13 protein-coding genes and 1 tRNA gene are annotated in these 14,906 nt (G+C 63.6%); 6 read left to right on the top strand and 8 right to left on the bottom strand.

From position 1 onward, the window contains the following. Window positions 1-258 precede the first annotated feature (258 nt). The 3 genes from QZM15_RS14970 to QZM15_RS14960 all read left to right on the top strand — a co-directional run bounded on the left by QZM15_RS14970 (window position 259) and on the right by QZM15_RS14960 (window position 3,664). Window positions 259-1,878, top strand: a complete 1,620-nt coding sequence (locus QZM15_RS14970; protein ID WP_302106647.1) for an acyl-CoA synthetase — start codon at window positions 259-261, stop codon at window positions 1,876-1,878. A 72-nt stretch (window positions 1,879-1,950) separates the two neighbouring features. After that, window positions 1,951-2,274 (top strand): DUF2288 domain-containing protein, encoded by a 324-nt coding sequence (locus QZM15_RS14965; RefSeq protein WP_059573853.1) that lies wholly within the window; start codon window positions 1,951-1,953, stop codon window positions 2,272-2,274. 10 nt (window positions 2,275-2,284) lie between these two features. Continuing rightward, window positions 2,285-3,664 carry an MATE family efflux transporter gene (locus QZM15_RS14960; RefSeq protein WP_302106646.1) on the top strand — a complete coding sequence of 460 codons (1,380 nt, stop codon included), beginning with the start codon at window positions 2,285-2,287 and terminating at the stop codon, window positions 3,662-3,664. A gap of 19 nt (window positions 3,665-3,683) precedes the next feature. Here QZM15_RS14960 and QZM15_RS14955 read toward each other — a convergent pair whose 3' ends face one another. Continuing rightward, window positions 3,684-3,860, bottom strand: coding sequence for a hypothetical protein (locus QZM15_RS14955; protein ID WP_302106645.1), 177 nt, complete (start codon window positions 3,858-3,860; stop codon window positions 3,684-3,686). A gap of 136 nt (window positions 3,861-3,996) precedes the next feature. On the opposite strand from QZM15_RS14955, the gene QZM15_RS14950 reads away from it, so the two are divergent. Continuing rightward, window positions 3,997-4,167 (top strand): hypothetical protein, encoded by a 171-nt coding sequence (locus QZM15_RS14950; RefSeq protein WP_167351607.1) that lies wholly within the window; start codon window positions 3,997-3,999, stop codon window positions 4,165-4,167. Window positions 4,168-4,368: 201 nt separating this feature from the next. Here the strand turns inward: QZM15_RS14950 and QZM15_RS14945 are convergent, their stop codons facing one another. Beyond that, the gene (locus QZM15_RS14945) at window positions 4,369-5,175 is read right to left on the bottom strand and encodes a GNAT family N-acetyltransferase (RefSeq protein ID WP_059573855.1); all 807 of its coding nucleotides are present in this window, start codon (window positions 5,173-5,175) and stop codon (window positions 4,369-4,371) included. A 170-nt stretch (window positions 5,176-5,345) separates the two neighbouring features. Continuing rightward, window positions 5,346-5,807, bottom strand: coding sequence for a phosphohistidine phosphatase SixA (gene sixA, locus QZM15_RS14940; RefSeq protein ID WP_060011526.1), 462 nt, complete (start codon window positions 5,805-5,807; stop codon window positions 5,346-5,348). Window positions 5,808-5,968: 161 nt separating this feature from the next. On the opposite strand from sixA, the gene QZM15_RS14935 reads away from it, so the two are divergent. Further along, window positions 5,969-6,045: transfer RNA gene (locus QZM15_RS14935), tRNA-Pro, on the top strand. Between the two features lie 305 nt (window positions 6,046-6,350). Here the strand turns inward: QZM15_RS14935 and QZM15_RS14930 are convergent. The 4 genes from QZM15_RS14930 to QZM15_RS14915 all read right to left on the bottom strand — a co-directional run bounded on the left by QZM15_RS14930 (window position 6,351) and on the right by QZM15_RS14915 (window position 12,440). Continuing rightward, window positions 6,351-6,638 carry a PAAR domain-containing protein gene (locus QZM15_RS14930; RefSeq protein WP_081083378.1) on the bottom strand — a complete coding sequence of 96 codons (288 nt, stop codon included), beginning with the start codon at window positions 6,636-6,638 and terminating at the stop codon, window positions 6,351-6,353. 11 nt (window positions 6,639-6,649) lie between these two features. Then, entirely contained in the window at window positions 6,650-7,606 is a 957-nt protein-coding gene (locus QZM15_RS14925) for a T6SS immunity protein Tli4 family protein (protein ID WP_185716523.1), read from the bottom strand. A 74-nt stretch (window positions 7,607-7,680) separates the two neighbouring features. Continuing rightward, window positions 7,681-9,630 carry a triacylglycerol lipase gene (locus QZM15_RS14920; RefSeq protein ID WP_060318074.1) on the bottom strand — a complete coding sequence of 650 codons (1,950 nt, stop codon included), beginning with the start codon at window positions 9,628-9,630 and terminating at the stop codon, window positions 7,681-7,683. 35 nt (window positions 9,631-9,665) lie between these two features. Beyond that, complete coding sequence (locus QZM15_RS14915) at window positions 9,666-12,440, bottom strand: type VI secretion system Vgr family protein (protein ID WP_124861117.1); 2,775 nt, start codon at window positions 12,438-12,440, stop codon at window positions 9,666-9,668. Between the two features lie 384 nt (window positions 12,441-12,824). Here QZM15_RS14915 and QZM15_RS14910 point away from each other — a divergent pair, with 384 nt between their 5' ends. After that, window positions 12,825-13,262 (top strand): hypothetical protein, encoded by a 438-nt coding sequence (locus QZM15_RS14910; protein ID WP_059644296.1) that lies wholly within the window; start codon window positions 12,825-12,827, stop codon window positions 13,260-13,262. 103 nt (window positions 13,263-13,365) lie between these two features. Here QZM15_RS14910 and ppx read toward each other — a convergent pair whose 3' ends face one another. After that, on the bottom strand, window positions 13,366-14,880 hold the full coding sequence (gene ppx / locus QZM15_RS14905; RefSeq protein ID WP_302106644.1) for an exopolyphosphatase: 1,515 nt from the start codon (window positions 14,878-14,880) through the stop codon (window positions 13,366-13,368). Window positions 14,881-14,906 lie beyond the last annotated feature (26 nt).

The raw sequence follows: 14,906 nt of genomic DNA, 5'->3' as shown, positions 1-14,906 counted from the left end.
GGATCGACGTGGCGGGCAAACGCCACCAGCCCGCCGATTCCAATCAGGCTGAACCCCGCAGCTATCAGAAGCAAATCCATGATCACACCACTGTTTTGTCTTGATCTTATGCGTCATTGTGGAATCGTGCACTGAGCCCCGCCTATTGGACGAGTCCGAACATTCCCTATCAGCAAACACCATTGTGGATGCGTCCGAGTGAAATCCTGATGTAAGCCGTTCACCCAGCGCCACGTTCGACACCCAGGAGACCATGCGATGCTGCCCGCCGCCGACCGCTACGACCTGCTCCTCTCCCGCTTCCGCTGGGACATTCCGGCGCGCTACAACATCGGCGTGGACGTGTGCGACAAATGGGCCGACGGCAGCGGACGCATGGCGCTGATCCACGAAACGGCGCAAGGCGACGTTTCCCGCATCACGTTCGACGAACTGAAGCATGCTTCTAATCGGCTCGCGAACAGCTTTGCGCGCGCGGGCCTGCGGCGCGGCGACCGGATCGGCATCTTTCTCGCGCAAGGCCCTGAAACGGCCGTCGCCCATCTCGCCGCGTACAAGTTCGGCGCGATCGCGGTACCGCTCTTCGCGCTGTTCGGCGTCGACGCGCTGGAGTACCGGCTCGCGAACAGCGAGGCGGCCGCGCTCGTCACCGACGCGGCCGGCTACGCGAAGATCGCGCCGCTGCGCGCGCAGCTGCCGGCGCTGCATACCGTCTACTGCATCGGCGACGACGCGCCCGACACGCCCGGCGTGCTCCGCTACGACGCGGCGCTCGCCGCCGAAGCGCCGGATTTCGTGCCGGCGGATACGGCCGCCGACGATCCGGCCGTGATCATCTACACGTCCGGCACGACCGGCAAACCGAAAGGCGCGCTGCACGCGCATCGCGTGCTGCTCGGCCACTTGCCGGGCGTCGAGATGTCGCAGCAGTGCTTCCCGCGCGACGCACGCCTGTTCTGGACGCCCGCCGACTGGGCATGGATCGGCGGGCTGCTCGACGTGCTGCTGCCGTCATGGCATCACGGCGTGCCGGTGCTCGCACGTCGCTTCGAGAAATTCGACGGCGAAGCCGCGTTCGCGCTGATGGCGCGGCACGGTGTCACCCATGCGTTCCTGCCGCCCACCGCGCTGAAGCTGATGCGTGCCGTCGCGGCGCCGCGCGAACGCTACGCGCTGTCGCTGAAATCGGTCGCAAGCGGCGGCGAATCGCTCGGCACCGAACTGACGGCGTGGGGCCGCGACGCGCTCGGCGTGACGATCAACGAGTTCTACGGGCAAACCGAGTGCAACATGGTGCTGTCGTCGTGCGCGGCGCTGTTCGATGCGCAGCCCGGCGCGATCGGCAAGGCGGTGCCCGGTCACACGGTCGCGATCGTCGATGCGGACGGCACGCCGCTGCCGCCGGGCGTCGAGGGCCGCATCGCGGTGCGCCGCCCCGACCCGGTGATGTTTCTCGAATACTGGCGCAACCCCGCCGCGACGCGCGACAAGTTCGCGGGCGACTACCTGCTCACCGGCGATACGGGCACCATCGACGCCGACGGGTTCGTGCGCTTCGTCGGCCGCGACGACGACGTGATCACGAGCGCCGGTTACCGGATCGGCCCGGGTCCGATCGAGGACTGCCTGCTCACGCATCCGGCGGTGCGGATGGCGGCCGTCGTCGGCGTGCCCGACGCGACGCGTACCGAGATCGTCAAGGCGTTCGTCGTGCTGAACCCCGGCCACGTCGGCGACGACGCCCTCGTGAGCGCGCTGCAGGCACATGTGCGCACGCGGCTCGCCGCGCACGAGTATCCGCGCGCGATCGCGTTCGTCGACAGCCTGCCGATGACCGCGACCGGCAAGATCGTGCGCCGCGCGCTGCGCGACGCATGAGCCGCCCGCCCGCGCTCGGCCCTCCCGACCGGATGGTTTATAGTGGCGCCACGCAGTCTTTCCAAGAAACCGATGTCCTCTGATCAACACCCCGCCGCGGGCGCGTCGCACAGCCCGCTCTACGCCAAACTCCTCGGCGAAACCGCCAAGATCGACTGGTGCGATCTCGAACGCTTCTTCGCGCAGGGCAAGCTGCTGTCGATCGCGCGCGACCTCGATCTCGTGAGCGTCGCCGAAGCAGTCGCCAACGACGATGCCGAACAGGTCACGCGCTGGCTGTCGTCCGGCCTCGTCGCGCGCATGCCGGCCGAAACGGCTGCCGACTACGCCGCGCGCAATCCGGAGCTGTGGGCCGTCGTCGTCTCGCCGTGGGTGTGCGTGCAGGAACGCGCCTGACGCGTCCGCCATGTCCGGATCCGCGGTACCGCACGGGGCCGGCAGCGCGTCGGCCGCCGTCACGCATCGGCGCGTCCTCGCGCTCGCGTTCCCGATCGTCGTCGCGAACCTGACCCAGCCGATCCTCGGCGCCGTCGACACGGCCGTCGCCGGCCACCTCGACGGCGCGCAGTATCTCGGCGGCGTCGCGCTCGGCGGGCTCTTCTTCAATTTCGTGTTCTGGGGCTTCGGCTTCCTGCGGATGGGGACGACCGGGCTCGTCGCGCAGGCGCATGGCGCCGGTGACGCCGCCGGGATCCGCCTGAACCTGCTGCGCGCGCTGATCGTCGCGTTCGCGCTCGGCGCCGCGGTGCTGGCGCTGCAGATGCCGCTGCTGTCGTTCGCGCTGTCCGCGCTCGGCGGTAGCGATGCCGTCCGCACGACAGCGCTCGCGTACAGCCACGCGCGGATCTGGAGCGCACCGTTCGCGCTCGCTAACTACGTGGTGCTCGGCTACCTGCTCGGCGTGCAGCGCGTGCGGCTCGCGCTCGTCGCGCAGGTGTTCATCAACGCGGTGAACATCGGCGCCGTGCTGCTCTACGTGTACGGCTTCGGCTGGGGTATCGCCGGCATCGGCGCCGCGACCGCCACCGCGGACGCATGCGGCTTCGCGCTCGGCGCGTGGATGCTGTGGCGGCTGCGGCCGAGCGGCCTTGCGCCGCTCGCGATGCGCGCGCTTGCCGACCGCGTCGCGCTCAAGCGGCTGATCGCGCTCAACCGCGACATCTTCCTGCGCACGCTGTGCCTGCTCGGCGCCTTCGGGTGGTTCGCGCATCTCGGCGCGAAACAGGGCGACGCGACGCTCGCCGCGAATGCGCTGCTGCTGAATTTCCAGACGTTCATGGCGTATGGCCTCGACGGCTTCGCGCATGCGGCCGAGGCGCTCGTCGGCGCGGCGGCCGGCGCGCGCGACCGCCGCGCATTCCGGCAAGCCGTACGCGTCACACTGTTCTGGTCGGCACTCGGCGCGCTGCTGTTCGCGCTCGTTTACTGGGCGGCGGGAGGCTGGATCGTTGCGCGCCTGACCGATCAGGCCGAGATCCGCGCCGTCGCGCTGCGCTACCTGCCGTGGGCCGCGATCTCGCCGATCGTGTCGGTCTGGGGCTTCCTGCTCGATGGCGTGTTCATCGGCGCCACGCAGACGCAATCGCTGATGCGCGCGATGGTCGTGTCCTTGTCGATCTTCATCGTGGCCACGCTCGCCGCCGTCGGCCCGTTCGGCAATCACGGCCTGTGGTTCGCGCTACTGTTGTTCATGGCGGCGCGCGGTGCGACGCTCGCGCGCCACCTGCCGGCGCTGGTGCGGCGCATTGGCGCCGACCCGCCGGTCGCGCCCGCGGCACGCGCGTAACGGCGGGCCCGGTCGAGCGTTACTGCACCGGCTTCGGTGACGGCGCGTCGAGCATCGACGGCGGCGTCATGTCGGTCGGCACGCCGTGATAGTCGGCCGGGTCTTCCGGCGGGTGGCCACGGCGCGCCTGGCGCGGATCGCTGCTGCACGCGGCAAGGAGGGATGCGGCCAGCACGGCCAGCAGGAAACGGTTCATCAGGGAGGGCTCCGGAAAACGGCGCGCCCATCGCGCGCCGGAACCGCGCCGAGTCTAGCGGAAATCCGGTTTCGGGGTTGCGCCACACATGTCCTACTATGTACGCATGGCGCTGTGCCGTCGAAAGGAGGCTGCCATGTCGTCTGAGGAAATTGCGGGCCTGATCGGCCTGATCATCGGTCTGATGGTGCTGGTCGCCTTGTCGTACTTCGAGTCGCGCGAATACAAGCGCAGCCACGGAGGCGAAGGGATGATCCACCACTGGATGACGGAACACCACCTGCTCGACTGGCGGCGCAAGCACTGAGCGCGCCGCTGCCGGCCGGTCCCGCCTCGGGTCGTCGCGAAGGTGCCGCTCTGCGGCACGGTGATCGCTGCGTGCCGCCGAAATTATCGGGGCCGGACATGCATGCATGGACCGGACACACGAACGCCGTCGCGCGGCTAATGTGCGACGGCGTTCGCTTGCGTGCGCCGCACCTGACGGGCGCGACGCGATTCGGACCGTTCAGCCCAGGAAGTGGCGGGCGTAGCGCGCGTTGATGTCCGACAGACGGAACAGCGTCAGGAAATCCGCGCAGTTGAAGTCGGGATCCCAGGCCGGGGCGCCGCAGATCTTCGCGCCGAGACGCAGATAACCCTTGATCAGCGGCGGCGGCGCGACGACGGTGCCCGTCTGCAGTTCGTCGACCGGCAACGCCGTGTGCGGGAACGCGCGATACTCGGGTGCCGTCAGCGCGCCTGCCGACAGCGACTGGTACAGGTTCGCCGCATAGTGGCCGCCATCGGCCATCGACACGCTCGCGCAGCCGAGCATCGTCTCGTAGCCGTTCTGCATCATGTACGCGCCCAGGCCGCCCCACAGCGCCATGATGACGGCGCCGCTCCGGTAGTCGCTGTGCACGCACGAGCGGCCGACCTCGACCATCTTGCCGCGCAGATGCGTGAGGCGCGACAGGTCGAATTCGCCTTCCGCGTACAGACGGCCGACACGCGCCGCCTGGTGCGGCGGCAGCACGCGGTACGTGCCGACGACTTTCAGCGTGTCGAGATCGCGGACCAGCAGGTGGTCGCAATACGCGTCGAACGGATCGACGTCGAGACCGGACGGGCCGCTGACCTGCGCGCCCATCTCTTCGGCGAACACGCTGTAGCGGAGACGCTGGGCTTCGCGCAATTCGTCTTCCGTACGCGCCCATGCGGCGCGCAGGCGATACTCCGATGTGACGGTTTCACTGGCACGCGGCAGATGGCGCCGCGACGTGTCCAGGGGCAGCGAGGCAAAAGGGAGCGTAGGCGTCGGCAGTTCTCGCATTAGGCTTTCCTGATCGTAAGGAATAGGACGACATGCCCGCCAATGTAGTAACCGGCCGTGACCGTTATGTGGCACGACCGTGTCCTTTCAATGACGTGTCGCCGAATTGACTTTAGCAGAAAGCTTGCAAAACCGTATGACCAATCCCTTCAAACCTGCTCAGTCGGGCTTTACACCAGTTCGGGCGTCAGTACCGCCCGCAGCACGGCCTGCGGGCTGCCGTCGCGCGTGCGGCTCGCCAGCCACACGATTCCGCCCTTCCTGACGCTCCAGCCGTCGCCGCCGCCGGCGACGAGCTGCGCGGCGACGCTGCCGAGCGTCGGCTGGTGGCCGACGATCACGACCGTCGGCGCGATGCCTTCCGGCCAGCCGGCCGCCGTGAGCACGTCGTCGACGCTGCCGCCCGGCGCGAGCGCGTCGACGGTCCGGTACTGGTCGGTCAGCGCCTCGACGGTCTGCACGGTGCGCGCCGCCGGGCTCGCGAGAATCACGGTATTCGTCTCGAGGCGGCCGCGCAGCCATTTGGCCATCGCCTGCGCGTCCTTGCGGCCGCGCACGGTCAACTGGCGCGCGAGATCGCTCGTCGCGTAGTCTTCGGCTTCGGCGTGGCGCCACAGGATCAGGTTCATCATGATGTTCTCCTTGCGTCGGCAGGCGGCCGCACGCGAATGCCTGCGGGGCGGCCGATCATCAAGGGAATTGTCGCAAATCGTGGCAGATTCGCCGCCGCGGCATTTACCCGCATATCGTGATTGACCGAATCGGTCGTTCAACGTTATTATCTCTGGCTCGTCGGAGCGTAGCGCAGCCTGGTAGCGCATCTGATTTGGGATCAGAGGGTCGAAGGTTCGAATCCTTTCGCTCCGACCAAGGGAATCAAGGGGTTAGCGTAAGCTAACCCCTTTTTCTTTGGTGGGTCGCCGTGGCTACTCGTTTGCGCCCATCTAGGAGCAATTTCCGACGTTCGTCACGGGTTGTCACGGAAACCGGGGCTCGCTACCAATAAACAAAAAACAGAGATGGATCTACCATCAGGACATCGACCCAGCGTCGAGTACGAAGAACTACATGACGCCGCTCAATATTCCGGTCGAAGCGCACCCCGTATCACTCACTGCCAGCACGAGCAATACAACCCGACCAGCGATCGTTCCGGGCATGTAGTTCTCCGTCGCTCAGACCTCGGTATACGATACCGACTGTGACGCCACCAGTTTCGGCGGAATCGGGCACGCGCACCGACAGAGATCGTCACTCAACGCCGACTGTCGACCATCCGGCCCGGTACTCCAATGGCGTGGTCCGTCGCACACGATCACGCCGACTGTCTTGCACACCGGGCACCACACGGGATCGTGTTCATACGCTTGTTCGCGGTCATGCAGAATGTCTTGTCCGTCCCCACCCTGCACGATGCCTCCGACCGTCGTCGTGTCGCCCTTCACGATGTCGTAGCGTCGCATGTCGCCTCCGTTCAGACTGCGCCCGGCCGCAGTCGCAGGCTGTTCAACAACGTGTCCCACGTTTGCAGGGCGCCGGCCTCATCGACCGGTGACGTGGCCTCCTCAGGCTTCAAATCGGGACTGCTCGCCCCAAGCAGCAACTGAATAGCGGTATGTGGTTTCGCCAGCGTGCTCGGATTGCCCGGCGCGAGCAGGTAGAAGCGATAGGACGTGATCTCGCCTTCCTTCAGCGCGAACAGCACTTCCTCAGCGTCCATCCCGGCCACTGTGCGCTTGCCCTGCCGCAGGATACGGTAGCTGCCGCTCGAAACCTGATCCATCTTGGCGCGCAGTTCGGGAAGGGTTTTGGTTAATGGCGATTTCTGGTCCGCGTTCACCGAATCCCGCATCTGGATGACGAGTAGTGCCGGTCGGCCGGGCATCAGCGCCAGTGACTGGCTGACCTCCTCGGTCGAAGTCGACGAGCCTGTGGCAATCCCTCCGTCGAAGCAGAACCCCGATTCGGTTGGGACCGACCAGTTATCGCGCGCCTTTATCCGACGATAGATTCCATTATAGATATTCTCGACATCACCAATTGCAGTTGACCCGACGCTGCCGGTTGTGTGAAACAAGGTATTGTTTTCGTAGATATATCCCTCCGTTTCAAAAGGTAGTCCGTTAGCCGAAACCGCATCCTGGAATACGAACACCCGGGAATCCTTTGTAGGAGAAAATGCCCTCTCTAGCCAGACATGATTTGTTTCTTCGTTTCGGCGCCCAGGATTAATGCGTTTTTTTGTACGCAACTCTTTTTCCCGGGCGGCAACTTTCCCCTGATACGTCGCAGGCGACACGTTGTACCGTGTCTCCAGTTTTTCTCCCTGAAACTCATATCGTTGATTGGTAATTTCGCTTGCCGCTGGGCGTTCAAAAACGAAGCGGCCGATGCACCACGGCCGTGGCTTGGACAACAAGGGATTCGTCATGATCGGTTCACCGGAAAACGTTATCGAGCAGGCGCATATGCCCGTTACTAAAAATAGAAATCGGCCAATTCGTGTCAGCATTTCGGCTCCGGGGCATCCTGCGCAATTTGCACCACGCTGTAGAGGAGCGCCCAGCGCGTCCACGGATGGTTATAGCTTTCCTGATGCACGTAGCCTCCTTGGTCAAACACCATTTGTACGCCGTGGGCCGCGCCCCCCTCCGCGCCGCGCGCGGGGGCTTCGGCGGACCAGACCGGCACCGTTCCGTCACCCGGGACGATGCCATTCTTCTCCGGATCGGGCGTTTCGCTGCCCGGCGGCAGCTTCGCCACCTTTTGCACCTCGAACTCGATCGTGACGTTGCGCGAATCCAGGTGCACGCGCAGCTTTCCAGTGTGAGAGTCGTCGTGTTTCTCCCCCAGGAACCGCGCAGCGCGCAGCTCTTCCTCCGTCACTCCCGCCGGCACATCTCCCTTCCAAATCACCGTACCCCATGCCAACAGATCGGTCAGATTCTCGCCTTTCTCGATCGCAGGCTTGCCGTGATTTCCGACCGATGCCGCTCCTCCCCTAGGTTTCAGCTCTCCATCCCCGTAGGCAACATACGTTTTGTCGTGATAGATATTAATTATCTTATTTTGATTTGCGACAACATTCTTAATTGTGTCCTTGAAGTTATCAACCACCGACTTCTTTTGAGGGCTTTTATCAAGTCGCTCTTTCATAATCCCGGCCGGATCGAGTAACGAAGCCGATTGCTCGGGCACCAAGCCGTACCACTTTGGGCTAGTGAAGATATCATCGTAAGTATTTCCTTCCTTCGGCAACTTCATCACCGGTTCGCCGTTGAGCCGTGCAAATATCCACCACGGTTCGCCGTTGTGGTAATCCGGCATCGGCAACAGCTCAAGCGGTCCCGGCGCATTCGCGGCCACCGCTACGAACTCGTCTGCATCGCTCCCGAGCAGGGCACCATTGATGAAACCGTTCAACCCGCCCTCGCTACCGCCGCCGGTGCGGAACCGCTTCGCCGCGATTGGTGCCCCGGTCGCCGGCAGCACATTGTGGAATACGCCGTGCATCAGATCCGCTCCACCGTGCATCGCAATCGCCATCCGTGCGACTAGCCCGCCCATCGAGTGCGTGAGGATGATCGCCTTGCCGCTATGGTTCTCCTCGATGATCTCCTTGATACCCATCAGACGCGTGATCTTGCCCGTCTTCTTGTCCTTGAAATCCAAGCCATCAATCACCTGTTTCGCCGATTTTTCATTCGATTGCAGCCAGTTGTAACCGATCGCGTACACTCGGTACTGGTATTTCATGAAGTGCTTGAACACTTCGGAATCTTTCGTGATCGCCTGCCCACGGCCTTGCGCGCCGGCATCGATCGCCCCATAGTCGGAAGGCGCGGTGTCGAGCAGCGGCTTGAGCGCCCATTTCTTGCCGTCAGGGTCGCCTTCAATCCAAGGCCCTTTATGCTTCCCCAAATGCATGGGCTCGTTCAGTTGCTCCTGCAGCCACGCCAACATTGGCTGATAGCTCGACCGATACACTGAGCCCCAACCCCGCCGAATAGCTTCCTTCTCGTCCACGTACTGGTCTGGTTCAGCATCCTCTTCGTGCTTGCCGGCGCTGACCGGTCCGAACGGGGTGACGGTTGCCTGGGTCGGGTCGAACAGCTTTTCCCGCGCGGACGCCCCCTTGAACCACATGCTGATCAGTGCCGGCAACGCGCCCGCCTTCCCAAATAGGCCGTCCGTCTCCGGTGCAAAGAATATCTCGTCGCCGGTTTCGGCGTTCACCAACGGCGAGCCCATCACGCCCGGCAGGAAGATCACGGGGATGATCGGCCGCACATCGCACAGCAGTTCTTTGGTGCGCGTGTCATCCGCAGGCGTCAACGTAAAATGCCCGACCGACGCCCCGTCCTTGTCCGTGCGACCGGCCTGCCGGACGACTTCGTTCTCGGCATCGTCGCTGAACGGCGATCCGCCGCCGGATTGATCTGTGTTTTCGCTCATCGTTATTCTTTAAATTCGCGCATCGATTATCGGATTCATGCCGAAGGACCGTTCGGCTTCGGCCGCAATGCGCGCACCGCCACCTTCTCGATATCCTCGCTCTTCTGCTCGGCCACGTGCCCCAGCTCGTTCGTCATCCCGGACAGGCGTGTGCCGTCACCGCGAATTAGCTCGTACGGGTGGTTTTTCAGCACTTCCCCCGTGATGCGATCGCGCAGCACATAGGGATCGTTAAACTTGGTCTGCGGCAGACTGTTCATATGCTGCGCGATCGAACTCGGCCCCTGACGGCTGAGCGACGCCGCTTTGATCGTGCGCGGGCCTTGCGTGCCGTCTTCAATGCCAGCCGCTACCCAACGGGTGTACGAGCCGCCTGCCTTGATTATGATTTCATCGGCGTCGAGCACGATGCGCTTGGCCTTCACAGTCACGTCTTTACCCGCATTGACGTTCACGTCATCCGTGTTGGCAGACAGCTTGATCGGACCTTTCGCCGTCACAAAGAACGCGCCGAGTTTGTGCGCGAAGAAGCTCACCTTTTCCGCGGCCGCCACGACGAACGATTTGCCCGTTGCAACGTACGTGTTCTCGTTACTGACGACATTGACCTCTTTCTCGGCCACGATATGCGTCGAGTTGTCTGCGACCAGTGCAATGTCCTTCGGCGTCGATACCAATATGTTCGGCTGCGAAAATCCGTTGGCAGTGCCCGTACCGCCACCCGCCGTCACACCTCCCGACGTATTGCCCGACACTGGATGCTGGATGTCCTTCGACAGCGCCTTGAGCGCATCCTGTCCGGTTTGTAGCGATTCCGCCTGAGCAGTTGTGCTTGCGCTGGACAGCGATTCGACCAGCATTCCCGCCTGCTGCAACTGCGACCGCGCCTCGTCCACGCTCATCTGCTCATCGTCGTGGGATTTCGAGTGCGCACTGATGGACAAGCCCTTGCTGGCACGAACCGCACCGAACTCGTCGGCGTGCAGGAGGAAACCAGAACCCCGGTACTGTCCGCGCGTGTTGCCGTCATGCTTGATCAGGTAGCCCTGCGTTAGCGCCGCATAGCTCTTGCCGGTATAGCTGACCAGTCGCGTGCCACCTTGATTGGTTGAATCGTCGTGGACGAACGAGTTGTATGCGCCTGTCTTGCCGAATCCCTCCGACTTGAACCCTGACAACAACGCGTTTGAATGCCATGGAGAGGGGGTCGCGCCCCCGTTGATACGCCCTAATACGAACGGCTTGTCGCAGTCGCCGTTCCAGTAACCGACGATGACCCATTCACGCGCCCTCGGCACGTGAACAGCCCCATAACCGTTTCCCGTATCGGATTGAAGCGACGACAGCAATGGTGAGGAATTGAAGGCGTCCGGTGGATTCTTGCGATCCCATGCAAAATGCACCCTGATCTGGTTTCGGTCGTTCGTCCACGCTTCCGCGCCATCAGGCGTCACGACAAGCGCGTGTTCGATCGACATGACAGGTTTCGGATGATCCAGCGGGCTCCGGTATTCAACAGCCGTGGGCTGCGCTTCGACTTCGAGTACAAAAAATCCGGCCGAGTCATCCGCCTCATGTCCAAGCGTCTTGAACCGCTCACGGTGAATCGCCTGCTGCTCGGCCAGCGTTGCGCGAAGACTTTGCGGAAACTCGGCCGTCTGCTGGCCGATCGGCACGTTGTTCTCGATGAAACAACGCGCCTCGACCACCAGAAACTCTCGCTTCTTCGCGTCACCGCCATCGTGGCGGGGATGTCCGTTCAACACAAACCGTGAACCGGCATCGAGCCACCGCACACCTCCGACGCCAAAATATCGGCTTGCTCGCGCATCCCATATCTCTACTCGCCGTCGCGCTCGCATCTCGCCAGTGTCTGAGCTGGAATAGCCGTAAGCTGTCGATTCGTAGACCGTCATCGGCGCATCAGGAACGCTATGCTCGGCTGTCTGGCGGCGCTCCTCCGTAACGTAGCTCGTCGCGGTAAGTCCACTCTCAACCTGGAAATCGGACGCGGGCCGCTTGTAATCAAACGCACGCGATATGTAGCGCGTGCTCTGCATCGTCTGTACCGCTGCCCAATGGGCGAAACCATCAGATTCGTTGCTGTCATTCACCCGAATAAATTCGACCGGCTTCGCGTCTGGAAGTGCCGATACGCGATCAACGATGACAAGCGTCGTCTTGGGCGCGTCTCCTTCGCTAACGTTTTCGTGGACCCAGTAGAAATACCAGCCCTCGGCTTCGGCCAAGCGGTTCACAAAGTGAAGATCGGATTCGCTCTGCCTGCACCAAGAACGCTTGGCAGGATCGGATGACAGTGCAAAACGGTACTGTCCACGCAACTGCGGATACCGATCGAGTACATCGGAGATGATCTCGCGAGCATCTTTCTCGAGCCAGCCCTCTTCGTTGTGAGTCTTTTCGAGGAAGACCAGTGCCGATGAAAACTCGATCTGGTATGTCGAAAGGCCGCCATTTCCGCCCAAATAAGCAACCCGATGCACGAAGCCGTGGACCGGACGATAGCCGGGAACCGCAAAAGGCGCCGTGACTTGCTGAATCCGCAGGGTAACGGGTTGGTGCATCAGCGACAGCAGCGCAGTGTCGTCGCGCGTCGACGCGACGTCGATCGTGTATGAATAGTCGCGCCCGATTCTGGCCGATCCGCGAGCCCGTAACGGCACAAGCGCATTCTTGCCGAGCGGCGTATCCAACATCAGCAGTCGCCCTTGTTGCAAAACGCCCTTGCTAATCGCCTCATAGAGGTCGCGCAACTGCAGGTCCCCGAGTGCGGACGGTCTGATATCCATTTTCTTATTTCTCTCAGGTTCGACCGTCTATACAGTGGCACCAAGACGACGGTCAGTCATTGCGACAGCGACAGGAAGTCGCTCGCGCGATTTTAATCTAAAGTCTGAGAAATATCGTTCGGCTTGATTGCATTTGACCCCGGTCATCTAGCGCGCAGAGACTCGCGCTCAGGTGCAATCGGCGATTGAACGGCGCCGGGTTTGTCGTGGCTCCTACTCTCGAGCGTCCGGGCCCTTGAATCGATCCCCATTTTCAGGGTTCGCAGCGGTACGTCCAAGCACGAACCACCCGCCGCATCGACGCACCCGCGCCTCCCCACCCAAGCCCGCGCACGAAACTTGCTGGAACACGCGATAATACGTGTGAACAACCCGCAACCGCGCATGAAAAACAACATTCTCGAAACCGCCCTGTGTGCGTCGCTACTCGTGCTTGCGACCACCGCCGGCACTGCGTCGGCGAAAGCGCTCGACGACGCGCTCGACTGCCATTCGACCGGGCACAAGTTCGTCGCGCCGCTGCTCGCCGCCGGCGACATCCAGTCGGAGCCGATGCACGTCGAATCGAATTCGGTCAATGCATTCCGCACGAACCACCCGCTGACGGCGTACGGCTTCGGCGTCTATGTCGTGCTCGGCTATCAGGCGAACGACCCGATCTTCCGTCCGGGCGACGGCACGCCGATCGGCGACTGGGCCTACGGCGTCGTTGTACGCGGCGCGAAGGGTTCGGTGGAGGAAGCCGTACGCAAGGCCGGCAGCGACGCAACCGTCAAGCAGGCGTTCCCGTTCCTGACCGCGATCGTCTGCTCGTCGGATTGAGCAAATCGGCAGCACGAACTCGTGGGCGCGCCTGACGGGCGCCGCCGCGGATCACCCACGACCACGGGACCTCGAGCGCCTTCCGGGGCCCGCTATCGCCCCCTCACGCGCCGGTATACACCACCCGATACGGAATACCGACCTTCTCCCACTCCGCCGCCTCCTGGCTGAGGCTATAGTCGGTCAACGGGTTCTGCTCGACCCATGCGTTCGGCAAACGCACCTCGTACCCGCCCTTCTTCATCTGCGAAACCGAGATGTCGGGCAGCCCCGCATCGGTCCGGCGCCGACACAGCAGCGCAGCGAGCCGCAGACAGAACAGCAGCGGCCACTCGACCTCGCGCGCCTGAGACAGCTTGCCGAGCTTGCCCGCATGGCCGAGCACGAGCGCCGCGAGCCGCGCCTGGTCGGTACGCGAAAAACCCGGCATGTCCGCATTGCTCGCGATATACGCCGAATGCTTGTGATACGCGCTGTGCGAGATCGACAGGCCGATTTCGTGCAACGCGGCCGCCCAGCCGAGGAACATCCGCCCTTCCTCGCGCGCTTCCTCGTCGCCCTCATCGAGCTCGTCGTAGAAGCGCACGGCGAGCGCACCGATCCGCTCGGCCTGCGCGCGATCGACGCCGTAGCGGCGCGTGAAACCCTCGACGGTCACCGCCCGCATGTCCTCGTGCTGCGTCCGGCCAAGCAGGTCGTACAGCACGCCGAGGCGCAGCGCGCCGTCGGTCGTATCGACGTAGTCGACACCCAGCTCCTCGAATACCGCCAGCATGATCGCGAGCCCGCCCGCGAGCACCGGCACGCGGTCTGGCTTCAGCGCGATCAGCTTCAGCCGGTTGACATTCTCCGCCTTGATCAGCGCACGCTTGAGCCGCTCGAGGCCGCCGCGCGAAATGCCGTGCGTGATACCCGGATCGTTGAAGCCGTTCGCCTCGACGAGCTCCGCGAGCGCGCGCGCGGTGCCGGACGAGCCGATCGCCTGGTCCCAGCCGGCCTTCTTGTACTCGCTCGAAATGATCTGGATCTCGCGCTTGGCCGCGAGTTCGGCCTGCCGCATCGTGTATTCGTCGACGTTGCCGGCCGGGAAGAACGTGCGGCTATGGCTCACGCAGCCGATATAGAGGCTTTCCATCACGATCGGCGTGTAGTGCGAGCCGATGATGAATTCGGTCGAGCCGCCGCCGATATCGACGACGAGCCGCTTGCCGGCGCTCGCCGGCACCGAGTGCGCGGCGCCCGCATAGATGAGGCGCGCCTCTTCGCGGCCCGCGATCACTTCGATCGGGAAACCGAGCGCCGCCTCGGCCTCGCCGAGAAATTCGGCGGCGTTCTTCGCGACGCGCAGCGTGTTGGTCGCCACCGCGCGCACATGGTCGGGATGGAAATCGCGCAGGCGCTCGCCGAACCGCTTGAGCGCCTCCCAGCCCCGCTCCTGCGACGCGCGGTCGAGCATCTTGTCGCTCGACAGCCCCGCGGCCAGCCGAACCGGCTCGCGCAGCGCATCGACGGGGTAGATCTGGCTGCCGGCCGGCGTTTCCTCGACGCGCCCGACGATCAGCCGGAAGCTGTTCGAGCCGAGATCCACGGCAGCCAGCAAGTGGGGAGTTGTAACCATCAGAAGGGGCTCCGTGCGCGTTCTTC

Source organism: Burkholderia sp. AU44665, assembly GCF_030504405.1.
GTDB classification, from domain to species: Bacteria; Pseudomonadota; Gammaproteobacteria; order Burkholderiales; family Burkholderiaceae; genus Burkholderia; species Burkholderia semiarida.
This window is presented reverse-complemented; position numbering and strand designations above follow the sequence as displayed.